13 protein-coding genes are annotated in these 14,721 nt (G+C 62.0%); 4 read left to right on the forward strand and 9 right to left on the reverse strand.

The features are described 5' to 3' along the window. Window positions 1–131 precede the first annotated feature (131 nt). Together AC5P74_RS13775 and AC5P74_RS13780 are read left to right on the forward strand one after the other, a co-directional pair. Window positions 132–1,973 carry a hypothetical protein gene (locus AC5P74_RS13775; RefSeq protein WP_495204974.1) on the forward strand — a complete coding sequence of 614 codons (1,842 nt, stop codon included), beginning with the start codon at window positions 132–134 and terminating at the stop codon, window positions 1,971–1,973. 157 nt (window positions 1,974–2,130) lie between these two features. After that, window positions 2,131–2,895, forward strand: a complete 765-nt coding sequence (locus AC5P74_RS13780) for a COG4705 family protein (RefSeq protein ID WP_495204975.1) — start codon at window positions 2,131–2,133, stop codon at window positions 2,893–2,895. On the opposite strand, the gene AC5P74_RS13785 is transcribed toward AC5P74_RS13780, so the two are convergent. The 8 genes from AC5P74_RS13785 to AC5P74_RS13820 all read right to left on the reverse strand — a co-directional run bounded on the left by AC5P74_RS13785 (window position 2,892) and on the right by AC5P74_RS13820 (window position 11,586). Then, the gene (locus tag AC5P74_RS13785; protein WP_053498407.1) at window positions 2,892–3,674 is read right to left on the reverse strand and encodes a 3-hydroxybutyrate dehydrogenase; all 783 of its coding nucleotides are present in this window, start codon (window positions 3,672–3,674) and stop codon (window positions 2,892–2,894) included. The genes AC5P74_RS13780 and AC5P74_RS13785 overlap by 4 nt on opposite strands. Window positions 3,675–4,179: 505 nt before the next feature. Continuing rightward, entirely contained in the window at window positions 4,180–4,725 is a 546-nt protein-coding gene (locus tag AC5P74_RS13790) for a hypothetical protein (RefSeq protein ID WP_154582241.1), read from the reverse strand. 3 nt (window positions 4,726–4,728) lie between these two features. Further along, window positions 4,729–5,775, reverse strand: a complete 1,047-nt coding sequence (locus tag AC5P74_RS13795) for a hypothetical protein (RefSeq protein WP_053498411.1) — start codon at window positions 5,773–5,775, stop codon at window positions 4,729–4,731. Then, the gene (locus tag AC5P74_RS13800) at window positions 5,772–6,806 is read right to left on the reverse strand and encodes a radical SAM protein (protein ID WP_032129299.1); all 1,035 of its coding nucleotides are present in this window, start codon (window positions 6,804–6,806) and stop codon (window positions 5,772–5,774) included. Before AC5P74_RS13800 ends, AC5P74_RS13795 begins: the two co-directional genes overlap by 4 nt. 174 nt (window positions 6,807–6,980) lie before the next feature. Then, the gene (locus AC5P74_RS13805) at window positions 6,981–8,267 is read right to left on the reverse strand and encodes an alpha/beta hydrolase (RefSeq protein WP_229766020.1); all 1,287 of its coding nucleotides are present in this window, start codon (window positions 8,265–8,267) and stop codon (window positions 6,981–6,983) included. Between the two features lie 564 nt (window positions 8,268–8,831). Next, complete coding sequence (locus AC5P74_RS13810) at window positions 8,832–9,311, reverse strand: hypothetical protein (RefSeq protein ID WP_346607513.1); 480 nt, start codon at window positions 9,309–9,311, stop codon at window positions 8,832–8,834. 78 nt (window positions 9,312–9,389) lie between these two features. Further along, on the reverse strand, window positions 9,390–10,121 hold the full coding sequence (locus AC5P74_RS13815; RefSeq protein WP_346607514.1) for a hypothetical protein: 732 nt from the start codon (window positions 10,119–10,121) through the stop codon (window positions 9,390–9,392). A gap of 91 nt (window positions 10,122–10,212) precedes the next feature. Then, on the reverse strand, window positions 10,213–11,586 hold the full coding sequence (locus tag AC5P74_RS13820) for a DUF1963 domain-containing protein (RefSeq protein WP_346607515.1): 1,374 nt from the start codon (window positions 11,584–11,586) through the stop codon (window positions 10,213–10,215). Window positions 11,587–11,963: 377 nt separating this feature from the next. On the opposite strand from AC5P74_RS13820, the gene AC5P74_RS13825 reads away from it, so the two are divergent. Beyond that, the gene (locus AC5P74_RS13825) at window positions 11,964–12,539 is read left to right on the forward strand and encodes a 5' nucleotidase, NT5C type (RefSeq protein WP_346607516.1); all 576 of its coding nucleotides are present in this window, start codon (window positions 11,964–11,966) and stop codon (window positions 12,537–12,539) included. Window positions 12,540–12,634: 95 nt separating this feature from the next. Here the strand turns inward: AC5P74_RS13825 and AC5P74_RS13830 are convergent, their stop codons facing one another. After that, complete coding sequence (locus tag AC5P74_RS13830) at window positions 12,635–13,474, reverse strand: type 1 glutamine amidotransferase domain-containing protein (RefSeq protein ID WP_495204976.1); 840 nt, start codon at window positions 13,472–13,474, stop codon at window positions 12,635–12,637. Between the two features lie 96 nt (window positions 13,475–13,570). On the opposite strand from AC5P74_RS13830, the gene AC5P74_RS13835 reads away from it, so the two are divergent. Then, the gene (locus tag AC5P74_RS13835; protein WP_495204977.1) at window positions 13,571–14,488 is read left to right on the forward strand and encodes a LysR family transcriptional regulator; all 918 of its coding nucleotides are present in this window, start codon (window positions 13,571–13,573) and stop codon (window positions 14,486–14,488) included. Window positions 14,489–14,721 lie beyond the last annotated feature (233 nt).

The following is a 14,721-nucleotide window of genomic DNA, read 5'->3' on the forward strand; positions in this document are numbered from 1 at the left end:
GCGCCAGCAGCAGCGAGATGCAGCGTAGCGCGTCCGGTGGTTGGCGTCATCGTCCTACAGTCCGGGCGCGTTGCATATTTCGTAGGCGTCCGATGGAAGCCTCCCGGCCCTGCGGCGAGGCTGATGCCCCCTTGAACCGCATCATCGATGCCGCAACTCCCCGGACGCGCATGATCCCCTCCCGAATCACCCTGGGCCTTCTGGCCTCTCTCACCGCAGCGCCTGCGTTCGCCGCGCTTCCAAACTGCCCCTACCAGTTCTGGTCTCCGCCTTCCCTCAAGTACAAGGAAAAACTACCCAACACGCACGCTCCGGGCGACAACACCTGCAGGAACACGGAGCTTTCCATCACGGATTGGTACTGGATGGACCGGGTCGAGCTTCCCGATCGCTTCCGGAACCTCAGGATCAAGAACATGTCCGTCTACCCGTCAAGCGTGGTGGAGATCCAAGGCCCGATCTACAACGTTCCGGGCGGGCCATTGAAGCTGCCCAGCGGCGAATCCATCGAGTTCCACGCCAACGCTACTGGTAGCGAGGGCGCATGGCTTGAATGGCAATCCAGCCTCGAGCTGAGCGTGCCCAACCAGCAACGCTGGCAGATCCCGACCAGCAAGCACCTGGTCTCCTTTGTCGTACTGCGCGATGGGCAACATGCTCGCGAGCTGCTACTGCCCAACCAGGGCACGGCCTATCAAACCATCGTGATCGACAACCTAGCGACCACGCCGACAGAGGTACTGGGTGGGGGTACGGACTTCCTCGACCAGCGAATCACCGTCCACCGCAAGCAGCTGGCGCGTGCGGAGTATGATCCCGCCAGGAAGGTGTGGACGTGGGTGCACGCACCGTACTACCACAACAACGACCCTCGGACCTGGGAGCACCGCGTTTCTTCCCGCACTATCGTGGAATTCAGCGATGGCAAGTGGGCGGGACTCATCACGCTGCCCCGTACACGTTCTGATCGCGACAGGATGATCTATCGTTCAAGCGCCTCCATCGACTCCGTCATCCGCCTTGACTACGGTGCACCCCAGGTGATCCTGCGCAAGGGTGACGAACTCGAGTTCGTCTTCCTCGCCGAACTGGGACATTGGCAGCTTGTTCGCCGGAGTGGGAAGGAGGTGAAGTTCCATGAGCTGCGCAATGGAAAGCTCGAGGAGAAGACCTCGTTTGTCCGCGTGGTGGTCGGCTCTCCCAATACGTCTTACCGGACGCTGACCCTGCCCAAGCCGGAGACCGAACGGCGCGTGCTTGTGGAGAACACGGCGCTGTGGCAGATCGATGTCGCCCACGGCACGCTGCGCGAAACGGTACGGCCACGCGAACAGGTTGCGTTCCGGGTCAATGACAAGGGCGTTTGGGAGCGTGAAACAACCACCATCGATCTACTGTTCATTGTCGACCAGCAGGTGGAAGCCGTTGGTGGGATGGGCGGCGCATTGAAGCTCATGGAGGAGAACCTCAAGCTGACCAATGAGGCCCTTGAAAACTCGGGCGCCACCTTCCGCTATCGCCAGGCCTACACGTTGGCGGACGATTTCACCTTCCCGGGCGTGGAGTCATTCGATATCGCCTACCGCCTGGCGCACGACCCCGACGTGACGGCCATCCGCAAGCTGATCAGGGCCGACGGCGTCTACTACGGCGGCACGCTCAACACCAACAAGCGGCTGCCGTGCGGCAACGCATACGCAGCCCCCTCTCAGGGCATCTACTCGATTGCCACATCGCTGCTGTGCCCCACCACCACGCAGCGCCAGCAGGTCGCCTACGGCCTGGGCATGCCCAAGGCGCAGCCGCGCCAGCCGGTACCCGTCATTGGCTACGGCAATGAATTGCCGTACTACCCGACCCCGAACAGAGTGCTGCCCGACGGCTACCGCATGTTCAACCCTGGGCAGGAAGGCTATGTGGACAGGATGAACGAACGCGCCGAACTGGTCGCAGGATTCTCCGACCTGCTGTAAGTACCCCTGCCGCCCGGGTTCGCCCGGGCGGCAGCCTCCAAGGCCGGCGCACCGCTGCATACGCCAGATGAGCAGGAACGACGCGTGAACCCGGTTCCGACCGCGCTCCGACGCCGCCCGCCACAGCATCGCCCACAGGCTCCCCAGGCGACGTTCGATGCGTGCTTCAGACGCAGATTCCCTGCACAGCAAGGTGGCGGCGGTCACCCTCGGCTTCTGGGTGATGAAGATCGCCGCCACCACCCTCGGCGAGACCGCCGGCGACCTGCTGTCGATGACGCTCAACCTGGGCTATACAGCCAGCTCGGCCATCCTGCTGACGGTCTTCGCCGGCCTGCTTACCCTGCAATTGTCGGCACGGCGCTTCCACCCGGTGCTGTTCTGGTCGGTGGTGCTGGCCACCAGCACCGCTGGCACCACCCTGTCGGACCTGATCGACCGCACGCTCGGCCTGGGCTACGCCACCGGCGCCAGCCTGCTGGCCGGTTGCCTGGCGCTGGTGTTGCTGGCCTGGCGCATGTCGGAGAAGTCGATCTCGGTCAGCAATATCGCATCGCGCCGCGCCGAAGGCTTCTACTGGACCGCCGTGCTGTTCTCCAACACGCTGGGCACCGCGCTGGGGGATTTCCTCGCCGACGATTCCGGGCTGGGCTTCACCGGCGGCGCACTGCTGATCGGCAGCCTCATCGCGCTCACCGCACTGGCCAGCCGCATCAAGGGCATCAACCGGGTCATCCTGTTCTGGATCGCCTTCGTGCTCACCCGCCCGTTCGGCGCCACCTTCGGCGATCTGCTCACCAAGCCGCTGGAAAAGGGCGGCCTGGGCTTCGGCACGGTAGGCTCGTCGCTGGTGCTGTTCACCATTCTCGCCACACTGGTGGCACTGCCGATGCTGCAGCGTAAGGCGCAGCCAGCCAGCTAGCGCGCCGTCCAGGCCCCATCCACCGGCAGCGCCGTGCCGGTGATCTGGGCAGCGGCATCCGAGGCCAGGAACACCACCATTTCGCCCAGCTGCTCGGGCGTCACGAACTGCAATGACGGCTGCTTTTCAGCCAGCAGCGCACGCGCGGCGTCCTCCTGATTCAGGCTCTCGCGCTCGGCCAACGCAGTGATCTGCTGCTCGACCAGCGCCGTTCGCACCCAGCCCGGGCAGATGGCGTTGGCGGTGATGCCGGTGCCCGCATTCTCCAGCGCGGTCACCTTGGTGAACCCCACCACGCCATGCTTGGCCGCTACATAGGCGGACTTGTTCACCGAGCCGACCAGCCCGTGCACCGACGCGATGTTGATGATGCGGCCGGCGCCCTGCTGCTTCATGTGCGGCAGCGCCGCCGCCGTTGCATGGAACACCGCCGACAGGTTCAGCGCCAGGATCGCATCCCACTTGTCGACCGGGAATTCCTCGATCGACGCGGTGTGCTGGATGCCCGCGTTGTTCACCAGGATGTCGATGCGGCCCATCGTCGTCACGACGCGGTCGATCATCGCGCGCACCGCCTCGCCCCGGGAAAGGTCCGCGCCATCGTGCACCACCCGCACGCCGAACTCAGCTTCCAGGCGGGTACGGATGCGTTCGATCTCCGCCGCATCGCCGAAGCCATTCAGCACGATATCGGCACCTTGCCGCGCCAGCGCCGTGGCGATGCCAAGACCGATACCGCTGGTGGAGCCGGTGACCACCGCAACCTTTCCACTGAACATGGGTGAGCTTCCATTGGGCGTAGGTGGCCAGTGTAGCTTCACCGGCGCGCCCCTTTAAGCGACGCTACCTTGGTCAATCAACGGTTAGAACGCGTTGGGTACCCGCGGAGGGAAGTGTCCAGCGTTCATTCAAAACGGTACACCTCAGAGGGGGCGCAGTCGTGGCCCGCTAGCGATACTGTCCGACTCCCACATAGGGCAATGCATCCATGCTTTGCCCGGCGGATCGAAATCGAACAGGTCCGAAAATAGCTTCTGCAGCCGTTCTACTCCCCCCACCGCCAACCGGGGGGGGCGCCTTTCATCCAGCAGATGAGGACAAGGACCAACACTACGGCCCACGTGTAGAGCTGAAACGCGATGGGCTCGCGAAATGGAGAGAACAGAAACGGACCCGCCAGCAGCAGGCCGAATGCGACTGCGTACACCAGCCAGCCCTGCCACGCGCACGGCATCCCCCAACCCCATCCGTACTTTTTCCTGGTAAACCAGTACTTCCTGCTGATCATTGCAATCTTCCTCGATGGCCGCCGGTCTCACGTACCTGATCCAAGCATGCATTGAGCTGTTCATGAAGACGTCGGTCCAGAATCAAGTCAGTATCCCCTCTGGTTGTGACGAGAACAGAGCTACGGTCCGTGCGCAGCACGAAGACGTTGCGACCGTTCTGCATGCGGAACTTGCCAAGTTCAACGCCCCCTGTGCTGGTCCCAAGTTGCCGGTGAGGCAGCGTGATCCTTGAAGCATCGGAAGCGTCCTGCCACGAGACACTGGAAAGCGGGAGCTGCAGTCGGACAAACGCTGCTGACCCAATCAGCTGGCCATCTGTAACGGCGATGTACGCTGTTCGCGCTTGATATACGAGGCCAAAGGCAACTACGACAACAACGGCCAGCGCCGAGCCGAGCGCAATATTCCTGGCTGGCACCCCGCCAGAGCGGGGTGCCAGCCATACTGCGATCAGAACCACGGCTGCTGCCACGCATATGCCGAGAGGAAGCGCATAGGCATGAATCAGGGAGACGTCCAGCGTGGATCGGCACATCATCATGAACTACTCCGCAGAGATTGACCGCATGCCGTAAACGTAAGTCGCTTCGACAATCGTCTCAAATGCATCTTCTTCATAGGTGACAAGGCCGACGTTTCGCATCGCGCGCAGGAACGAGCGAACCTCGTTCTTTATTACGAGTTTTGCGTGTTCGTCGTAAAGGCCGGGGGCTCCCAGGATGGAAGCTGCACGATGTGCAACGTCGCAACTGTCGCAGATGTCACCGTCCAGCCGACTCAGCTGGCCGTTGAACACATGATTGTATGACGGTATCTGGGTCTCGTTTCCGGCAACCACTACCTGGTTCACAACGGCAACCATGGTGAATGCAGCCACGGCTACGGTCACACCAACAATGGCGTCAACAGCCGCAACCACAATCACAGCCGCGCCAACAACCGCTTGACCAGGGGCTGTCCGCAGAAGCTCCGCCACACTGGCGAGGGCCGCGAGGTCTGCCGTTGTAGGAGGCTTGTCAGTAGCTTTGATGAAAGCGAGTACCGATTCGGCATCGGGAGACTCGTCCCCAGAAAGCTCCATCACGCCGCGGATCATGTCTATATTGCTCTGGAGTGCGTGCTGCATCTTCATGGTGAGCACGTCTTCCTTTGGACGCGCCAACGCACCAGATGCCTGGAGATAGTTCAACATTTGCGTATAGTCACGGCGTTTGGCCGCGTCTTGTACATCCCTATCCGACAGAGCAACCAGCAGAGCCAGAGATGGTGCGTTCAGTGTCTCTTTGCTGGTGTCGAACCCAAGCGTGGAAAGATATCGACCAGGATTGGTGTTGAAGAGCGAACGCTTCTTCTCGTCAGAAAACATATCGACAGCAGCGGCACTCAACTTTGACCAGTGATCCCAGCCGGCTGCAGGCATGCCGCTACGCGAGAGTGGAAGAAGCATTCGTGTTGCGTTGACATCCGTGCCGCCGGTAAGGCTCGCAGGTGTGCCGAACACCCTCTTGTCGCCCGCGGCAGCCGCCGCCCCGGAAATTGATGCAGCAGCACTGGCCGCGAGTGTGGACTGGATGAACTTCCGCCGCTTCATTTGAACGCTCCTTGTTGCCGGGAAAGGGTGTCTACTGCCTTACCGAGTGCGTGGCGACTCATTACCTCTGGAATGAACTTCTGGTAATCCGATTCAAGTCTTGCGCGCACTTCACTGTTCTTGTGAAGCACTGCGCAGTCGTGGCACATGTGCACCGATCCATTCAGTAGTTCATCGGCTTTCTCTTCGCCCATCACGCGCCTGATGATCTCCGCAGGGCCGTCCACTCTGATCCAGAACTTGAGGAAATCGTCCGTTTGAGAGAGATAGGCGTTGCTGACGCCATCCTCGAGACGCCCAACTTTCATCTCTGGGATGTGCTCAAGTGTCAGTCCGCAACAGGCAGCGACTTCCTTGTAGGGCGTGACAACGATGTTGTCATGAATCTGGTGGCACGGGGCTATTCGCAGGTGCTGTGGAACCGTATTCTCGCGCTTGACCTGATCGCTTTTGAACTCCATCCAGCTGTTTGACTGCAGTTGCAAGCCCTTCTTCAGAAGCATCCGTATTGTCGAATCCTCGGCGAAGGTCGCCATTGTTCGACCGTCTTCCGTGTCTGCCTCCACCGTCACGAGAACGTGCAGCCCCGCAGTGAGGCCGGCCTCGGCAGCATTGACCACGGAAGAATGAGGTACCCACTCCTGATGATCTTTGCCGGAGCTGATATTGAGCTCTTTCAATCCTGCGGTTGAAAGCTTTTCAGCCCAACGCTTCGCGGTGGATCGGGTCTTCGCCCAGGAGCCATTCGATACCATCCGCGTGCCGAGCCCTAGCGATGTCGCTTCGGCTATCACACTGATCAAATCGTCTTTGAGAAGTGTCGCCTCGCCGCCGGTGAAGACGATGACAGACAGCGAGGGGAAGGAGCCTTTGGCATCATGAAGCGCTGTGATCATCTCATCGCGACTGAGCCTTCCTTTGACCGTCGGGCTCGACTCGAAACAGCACTGAACGCATGCCGCAGTGCAGCGATAGGTTGTGATAAACGTCAGCGTCCTGGGCGATAGCACCTGGGTAGCGCATAAATCCATTTTTGCTTCTCCATGTTACTGGCAAGGGCCAATCCGGGCCGCCTGTGGACACTACGACGGGTCCAAACAGCAAATCCACCATAAGGGATATTTCGGAAGATTGAAACCCCGCAGATCTTCGATTGCATATTTGACGTGAGAACGCCTACGGGCGCTCATGGCCCGACAGCCTCATTACTTCTGGGCTTTAAGCCAACGTGCGAGATCGCTGATCATTACCGGGTCCACGTTTCCGGGCTGCATGTATTCCTGGGGGGAAGCCGGGCCATCACCTGCAATGCCGAGGTGGTTGAGTGCGGAATACTCTCTCAGTTGCACTTCCTGCTGCCCCTCCAGCGATTCGTTCCACATGCGCCAGTCAATCGCTGTTACCTGAAAATCGCGGCCACCATGCAATAGAAGCAATGGTTTCCGGAGTGACCTGGCGTCGCCGCGCGCGTCAACTGCTTCGATGCTCTTCCAGAAGGATTGGGGTGCACCCAGCGGGAGCTTGCTGGCCTCAACTTCCTGATCACCCAAAGCAGCCGCGATTTGTGTATCCAGCATGGCCAGCTGCTCTTCCGCTTTTGGCCCAAGCTGCCCGTCTACCGAAAGGAGGCGGCGGGTCTGCTCTGGAATAATCTGCAACAGGCTTCGCGCGGGTGCGGCCCATAGGACTACCCCTCTCACTTCAGGTGATCGCTGGGCGATGCGCGGCGCCAGCATCGCGCCTTGGCTATGGCCCAGCACAAATAGACGCTTGCCATCTATGCTTCGATCAGCGCCCAACGCCGTGAGCGCGGCAACCGCATCGTCGGTTGTTTCATCATCAATGCTGAAGTCGCCATTAAGATCCTGGGGGCGCGCACGGCTTCGCTTGTCGTATCGAAGTACTGCGATACCCTGCGCGGCGAGACCGCGCGCGACGTCCAAGAAGGGCCGATTGGGTCCAACGGTTTCGTCACGATCCTGCGGTCCTGAGCCATGCACCAGCACAACGGCGGGAAATGGGCCTTCTCCTTTGGGAAGCGATAGCGTGCCTGGAAGCGCACCGCGTGCCTGTGGAACGATGAAATCGATCTCATGGTAGCTGGCATTGGCCGGGGCCGGCGCCGCTTGTTCGGGCGCGGCGGGCCGCAACATTAACCCGGCGACTTTCTCCTGTTTGTCGACCACCACTTGTGCAACAAATCGACCGTTGCTGAACTGCAATGGCACCAACACCAGCTGCATGCCTTCATGAGTGCTGATCGCTGCCAGGCCACGACTCTTCAAAGTCCCCAATGAGTTCCACAGGGTGCTGAGAGATTCCGCCGGTACCGCTTCGGCCATTTGTGGAGTGAACATTGCTTCGGCTTCAGCGATGCGCCCAGCCTCCAGGTGATCGAGCAAGCGGGCTACGACTTGCTCAGGCTCTGCTGCGACCGCTGAATGAACAAGCATCGTTAGCGACAAGATCAACATCCCAATGCGCTTCTTCAATGTTATAGCTCCATCTTGACGCTGCCCAACAGAGGTAGTCAGCGTCGACGTGATAGCGCTCACCAACCCAGTTCTGGCGGATTCGTTGAGTCGAGGCAGCGCATACGCAGTTCATCCTGAATGACGCCATCATGGATGCATGCGGGTACGGAGGTCAACGTTTGCTAGAGGTGGCTGCGATTCTTGGTTGGAGATGGGTCGCAAGCAAGCGGGGATATTCGTCTAGAGCGCGCTACGAACTTTGAAGCAGATATACCCCTCGCTGACACAGGCCGGCTTCACAGCCTGACCGGTCACATGCTGGACCTTCCGAGCCAGAGTGCCAACCTGCGCGCGCTCCTGCTCATTCGCCAGCACGGGCAATATATGGCCGAGCGTGTCCACGGCAATGTGAAACTTGCTTCCATTCTTGCGTTTATTGTCGTCATAGCCTGCGCGCGGGCCACCCCCGCACGTCGATTGCGCAACAAACGCCCATTTCTCATCGATCACATCGGTCGAACATGGGCTGCGCGCTGTGATGCCATTGCAGTGACACTGTTCATACCGAACTTCAAACACGCTCTAGAAGAGAACGCTCGCTCGATCAACGGTCGCGAGCGGATTAGCCTTCCGCACCGCCTCCAGGAACAGTAGGAAATCGCGGTTGAACAGCGTCAGGTTGTTGGTGAACGTCACGCACTTTCTGCCCGACGCTTTGCTGAAGCACACCCGCCAGACATAGCGCCCGTAGATCTTGTCGGACGTTCGTGTGACTGAGGTGATCTGCGAGAGCGGAACCGCCGTGGGCACTGGCCCACGCCGCAGGTAAAAGGACGCCGCATCAAAGAAGTAGTGCTCCCGATCTTCTTTCCCATCCACCATCACCAAGGTCATGGACCTGCCGGAAATCCGGCGCGGAGCATGCAAACGCAGCCCCGTCTCTACGGACGAGCGAGCAGTTGCTGCCATTCGCCGAAGGGTGAACCAGAGGATCACCAACGGAAGTGCCGCAAGGACAATGAAACCTGCGGTCTTCAAAAAAGTTTCCAGCGTGCTGGGCACACAGATCTCCAGGATGAACGTTCAGGCGATGCCCAAGTAGATCCACGCCATGCGTGGATGCTCTCCCTCAGCGCCCCATCACTTCCAATGATCCGGCCCCAGGAACGGCAGGCTCAACACAAACACCGGAACCGCCACAGGGATCAGCGCCGCGCCGAGCACCTTGCCGGCCGCCGAACCCACACCCGGCTTGTCCTCCCTCTCCGGCAGGATCCGCTGCGCCCGCGCATTGATCGGCTGTGCCAGCTTCCCCTTCTCTGCCAGCGCCGCAGCATCCGGCAACTTCACCCGCTCGCCGTCGCCCTCGAACAGCGCGCTGTAATAGCTGCCGCCCTTTCTTGAAAGATTGCAGGCCCGGTCAAACGCCAGCGCGTAACGGGTCCTGTCCATCGGCAGGTAGTAGCGCGCCCGCTCCTCCACGGCCTTGGCCTCACGCGGGGTGACCTCAATCCGCTCCAGCTTGAACTGCGCGGCCTGTTCCGCCGTCACCTGCTCCGGCCGCAGCAGCAGCGCATAGCTGCCCTGCACCTTGGCCTTGTTGGCCGGGTCGCGCCAATCCTCATGGAAGTACATCTGCGCGCAGGCCACCGCCTCGCGCAGCGGGCTGTCCATCAGCGCCCGGTACTCGCGGAACGGCGCGGCATTGAAGCGCATCGGCTCGTCATAGCGCGGCAACAGGTACAGCTTGCCGTCGTCGGCCACGAACGCACTGGTGATCTCGCGGCTTGAGGCGTGCTCTTCCGGGCCACTGGCACAGCCGGACAGCAGGCCAAGGCACAGGGCGGAGAGGATGAAGAAGGACGTTCGCATGTCGTGTTCGAGGGCTTCCCTGGGAAAACGGCCCCGCCCGAAGGAACGAGGCCAGCCCGTCATGGTGCCATGCCGGGCTTGCCATGCCCAATCAGTGCGACTCCACCACACCCACGACGCGGTCAAACCTGCAGTTGCGCAGGTCCTCACGACTCAGCCAGAACGTGGCATGGCCACAATCACCAAAGACCAGGTCAATCGCCGGGTCACACGCCAACTGCAGCAGGCAGACCGCGTCGCCCTCGCCTTCCACGTCGGGCACGATGCCGTGCAAGCGCGGTACGTGTCCCAGCATCTGGTGCACCCGCGTCTCGGCGCAGCGCTTGCGGCCATCAGGCAACGTGCCCAGGCTTTCATCAAACGGCAGATGTTCGTCCTGCAGGTGGCGGTACATCAGTGCGGGTATGCGCGCGGCCGCAGCCGGCGAGCCCGCCGCGTAGGCAACTGCCGCCAGCAGTCCCTTGGTGAACGCCCGGCCCATGCCCAGGTCGGTCAGCGTCATACGCTCGAAGTCGTCGCTGATCTGTCCGATAACCCACTCACGGAATGCCTCCCGCGTTGCATCATCCGGGGCTTCATCCAGACCAATGGCGGCGGCGCGCTTCACCCACGCGCGTACGTCGGCGTAATCGATTTTCCCGCGCTTGCCTGCACGCCGTTCATTGCCGATCACCCGTGAAAGGCGGTCAATAATGATGCCAACCTGGGGAAAATCGGTCTGGTAACGCAACCATTGCACCGGAAAGGTCCACGCAGGTGACTGCGGGCGCTCCCATTCCGTGGCGGCGTCCGCGCGCGGAAACAGGCCCGTGGCCGCCACCACCGCACCCAGCCGCATTTCGTCCCGGCGCGAGGGGTAGATCTCGCAATACGGCCGATCCTCCTCACCCGGCGGCAACTCCAGCTCATCCGGCCAGGTATCCATGTGCCGCGCCACCAAGGGCCATTGAACATGCACGCATGGGCCATCTTCGTCAGGCAGCAGCCATGCAGGATTGCGGTGCGCATGGTCCGAAGGACCTTCATCCAGAATCGGGCGCACGCCGACCGGCAGCGCACGCACGTGCTGATCGACCGCGACCTCGGATGCGTACAGCACTCGCACACGTTGCTGCGGTTCGTCCGTGTCCCATATCTGCTCTTCGTCGTTCATGGCGAAGAAGAACAGCATGCCTTGCGAGGGCATATCGGGATCCACGCCTGGCAGCTCGGCGCAATCGATCTGCGCCAGGAAGTGCATCGGCGCCGCTTTGCCGTAACTCTCGCCAACCGGCCAATCCATCCCATCGGGCAATTGCGGCAGACCGCCTAGACGGCTGCGAACCCTGGGGAATGCCGCCGGCGGGTAGAAACGCTGCAGCACCAGGGCCGGGGTGCGGTGCTTGGCGAAGAAGGCCTCAAGCACGGCTTCAGCATGGTGGTCGCGCTGGTCGGCGTGGTACATTGAATCGGCCTGAGCATCCATTTCGATGACCTCCTTTTGAGTCTGGATCGAGCACCACAGGTATATCACCACCCGGTCTGCCAGTACCGCCCGGTGATGATCCACTCACCAGCGCGCCAGACTGCGTGTTGGTTGGCGAAATGAGCCAGCGGCTGCGGGCCGTGCGTCTTGGCCAAGGGCCAGGTCAGCCACCCGGCAGGCCTTTGAAGAAGCGCCGCGACATAAGCCGCATTTCCAGCATGCCGATTGCGGCATCCGTGGGTCGCCGCCCCCTTCAGCCGTGCCGGCGCAGTCGGCATCGCGATTGCCGCCACGTCTGTCGCAATCGCCAAACACTTTGCCCCGTTACTGGGGAACCGATGAAGAAGAAAGCCCACTCTTGAAAGGAGAGCGCGTAAATGAACGCTGATGATGTGAAGTCAATACCGATGATGGACCCGCTCGCGAACCAGCACACCGGTGGATCGAGTGCATCCAGACGCACCATCTACGTAGATCTTGATGGCGTAATGGCCGACTTCGACGCGGCATTTCCCGCCCTGTTTGGCCTGGACCACCGCGTGCTTGCCGATGATGAAATGTGGGGGCACATCAACAGCCACCCGTCATTCTTCCGCGACCTTCCGCCGATGCAAGGCGCAGTGGAGTTCTTCCACAGCATCCACCACTTGAACCCGGTGATTCTCACGGCCTGCCCGAAATCGAACTACCCACTCGCTGCCATGCAGAAGCGGCAGTGGGTCCGCGAGCACCTGTCAGCAACCTGCCTGGTGTTGCCTGTGCTCGGCGGCAGGCACAAGCCTCTTTTCATGCACCAGCCAGGCGATGTTCTGATCGACGATTTCGAAGCGAACTGTGATGCCTGGACAGCGGCCGGGGGCGTGGCGATCAAGCACGCCGGCGATTGGACTGCGACGCGTCACGCGCTTTCCCAGATTGAAGATCTGTCAGGGGCAGCGCTCGCAAAGGGCTGATGCCCTCTCTGCCGACCACGTTGGCACTTCCATAGACAGGCCGAGGCGCTGGCCCCTCGGCCCCCAAGGCTGGCAACCTGCTGCGCAGCCCCGCCCTACTTCAACCGCTCCACCAACCGCTGCCCCACCTCCAGCGCCGAGGCCGGGTTCTGCCCGGTAATCAGCTCGCGGTCCACCACCACATGCCCGGTCCACGGCGCAGCATTACTGCTGAACTTGGCCCCCGCCCGCTGCAACGCCGTCTGCGGGTAGAACTTCATCTCACCGCCGCCCAGCAGCGGCTTGGCCTGCTCTTCTTCCTGGTTGCTGATCACCGTCATCTGGTAGCCGCTGTAGATCCACTTCGGCGTTGCCGGCGTCGCGCCCGCTTCCAGCTTTGCCACGAAACCACCGGCATCGGGCAGTGTGGACAGCAGTGCGATCGGCCCATGGCAGACCAGCGCGGTGGTCTTGTTGCGCTGGTGGAAGTCGGCCAGCAGCCGGCCCAGCGCCGGGCTCTTCAGCAGGTCCTGCATCGGTGCGTGGCCACCGGGAATGTAGACCGCATCGAAACGCGCGTAGCCCTGCTGCTCGATGCGCGCCAGGCTGACCACCGGCGAGGCCGTCGGCGAGGTCAGCGCCAGTTTCTCCAGCAGATCCTTGTGCAGCGTCAGCTGCGCGGCGTCGTTGCCGAAGTAGGCCGGCGTCACCGAGGACGCATCCACCGTCGGCGCCCGCCCCTGTGGCGTAGCGAAGGTCACCTCGTGGCCCGCGTCCAGCAGCAGCTTGACCGGCTGCATCAACTCGTTGAGATAGAAGCCGGTGGACAGCACCTTGCCGTCCTTCAGGTCCAGGTGGTTTTCGTCGGACAGCACCACCAGCACGTTGGCGGCATGCGCGCCGGTGGCGGCCAGGGTCAGGGCCAGCGCTGCGGCCAGCCGGGTCATCAGGTTCATGCGGAGCTCCTATCGGGGAATGGCGGCCACTTTATTCATCGCCCCAGCGGCGATAAATTAGCCCCATCGCAAAACATCTGTTCCCCGGAGAGCTAAATGAGTCGCAAGTTCGACTACCTGGGCGATGTGGAGGTGTTCCTGGCGGTGGTCGAGCACGGCTCGTTCACCGCTGGCGCGGTGGCGCTGTCCACCACGCCCTCGGTGCTGAGCCGCGCGGTCAGCCGCTTGGAAGCGCGGCTGGGCCGGCAGCTGCTGCAGCGGCCCACCCGCCGCGTGGGCCTGACCGACGCCGGGCGGCTGTATCTGGAACAGGTACGCACCGCCTTCGGCCTGCTGGACGACGCCGAGCGCGACGTACTGGCCCAGGACGGTGCGCTGGCCGGCCGCGTGCGCCTGAGCGTGCCCACCACCTATGGACACTACCGGCTGCCGCCCGTGCTGGCGCGCTTTGTGCAGCAGTACCCGCAGGTGCAGGTGGAACTGAACATCACCAACCGCAATGTGGATTTGGTGGCTGAGGGCTTCGACCTGGCCATCCGCCTGGGCCAGCTGCCGGACAGCGGGCTGGTGGGTCGGAAGCTGGAAGATGCGCCGCTGCTGCTGGTGGCTTCGCCGGACTATCTGCAGCGCCATGGCACGCCGCAGACGCTGGACGACCTGCAGCAGCACCTGTGCCTGCCGTTTGTGATGCCGCGTACTGGGCGGCTGGCGCCGTGGATCTTCCGCGACGGCGGGCGCGACGTGGACTGGCTGCCGCGTTCGTCCATCGAGACCTCCGACGATGTACTGGGCGTGGTGTCGCTGGCCGAACAGGGCATCGGCATCTGCCAGAGCTATGCGTTCATCGTGCGCGAGCGGTTGCGGCGCGGGCAGCTGGTGGAAGTGCTGCCGCAGCTGCGCGGGCGGTCGCGGCCGTTCTCGGTGATCTATGCGCCGCACCGGCGGCAGTCGGCGGCGGCGCGGGCAATGATTGAGTTGCTGGTGGGGAATGCGGCTGAGGATGGCGTCGGCTGAAGCCGGGGGCTTGTTAACGGTGTCGGGATTGAACCGCTTTTCAAGGTGTGCGGTAGATCGGGCACCGTTGCCTCCCGAGGTGGAGTAAGAACTATTGCAAAGAAGGCCGTCGCGCTATTCGCTTGTGGCATGGGCGATTGCGCCACTTTGATTCGCCATCAGCAGAGCAGCTACGCGAATGCGTCTGCTGGCGTCGCGTGCTGCACGATTGGCGCGTGCAACAATAGTTCTTC

The organism is Stenotrophomonas sp. YJH_SMC_94-11 (assembly GCF_059370435.1).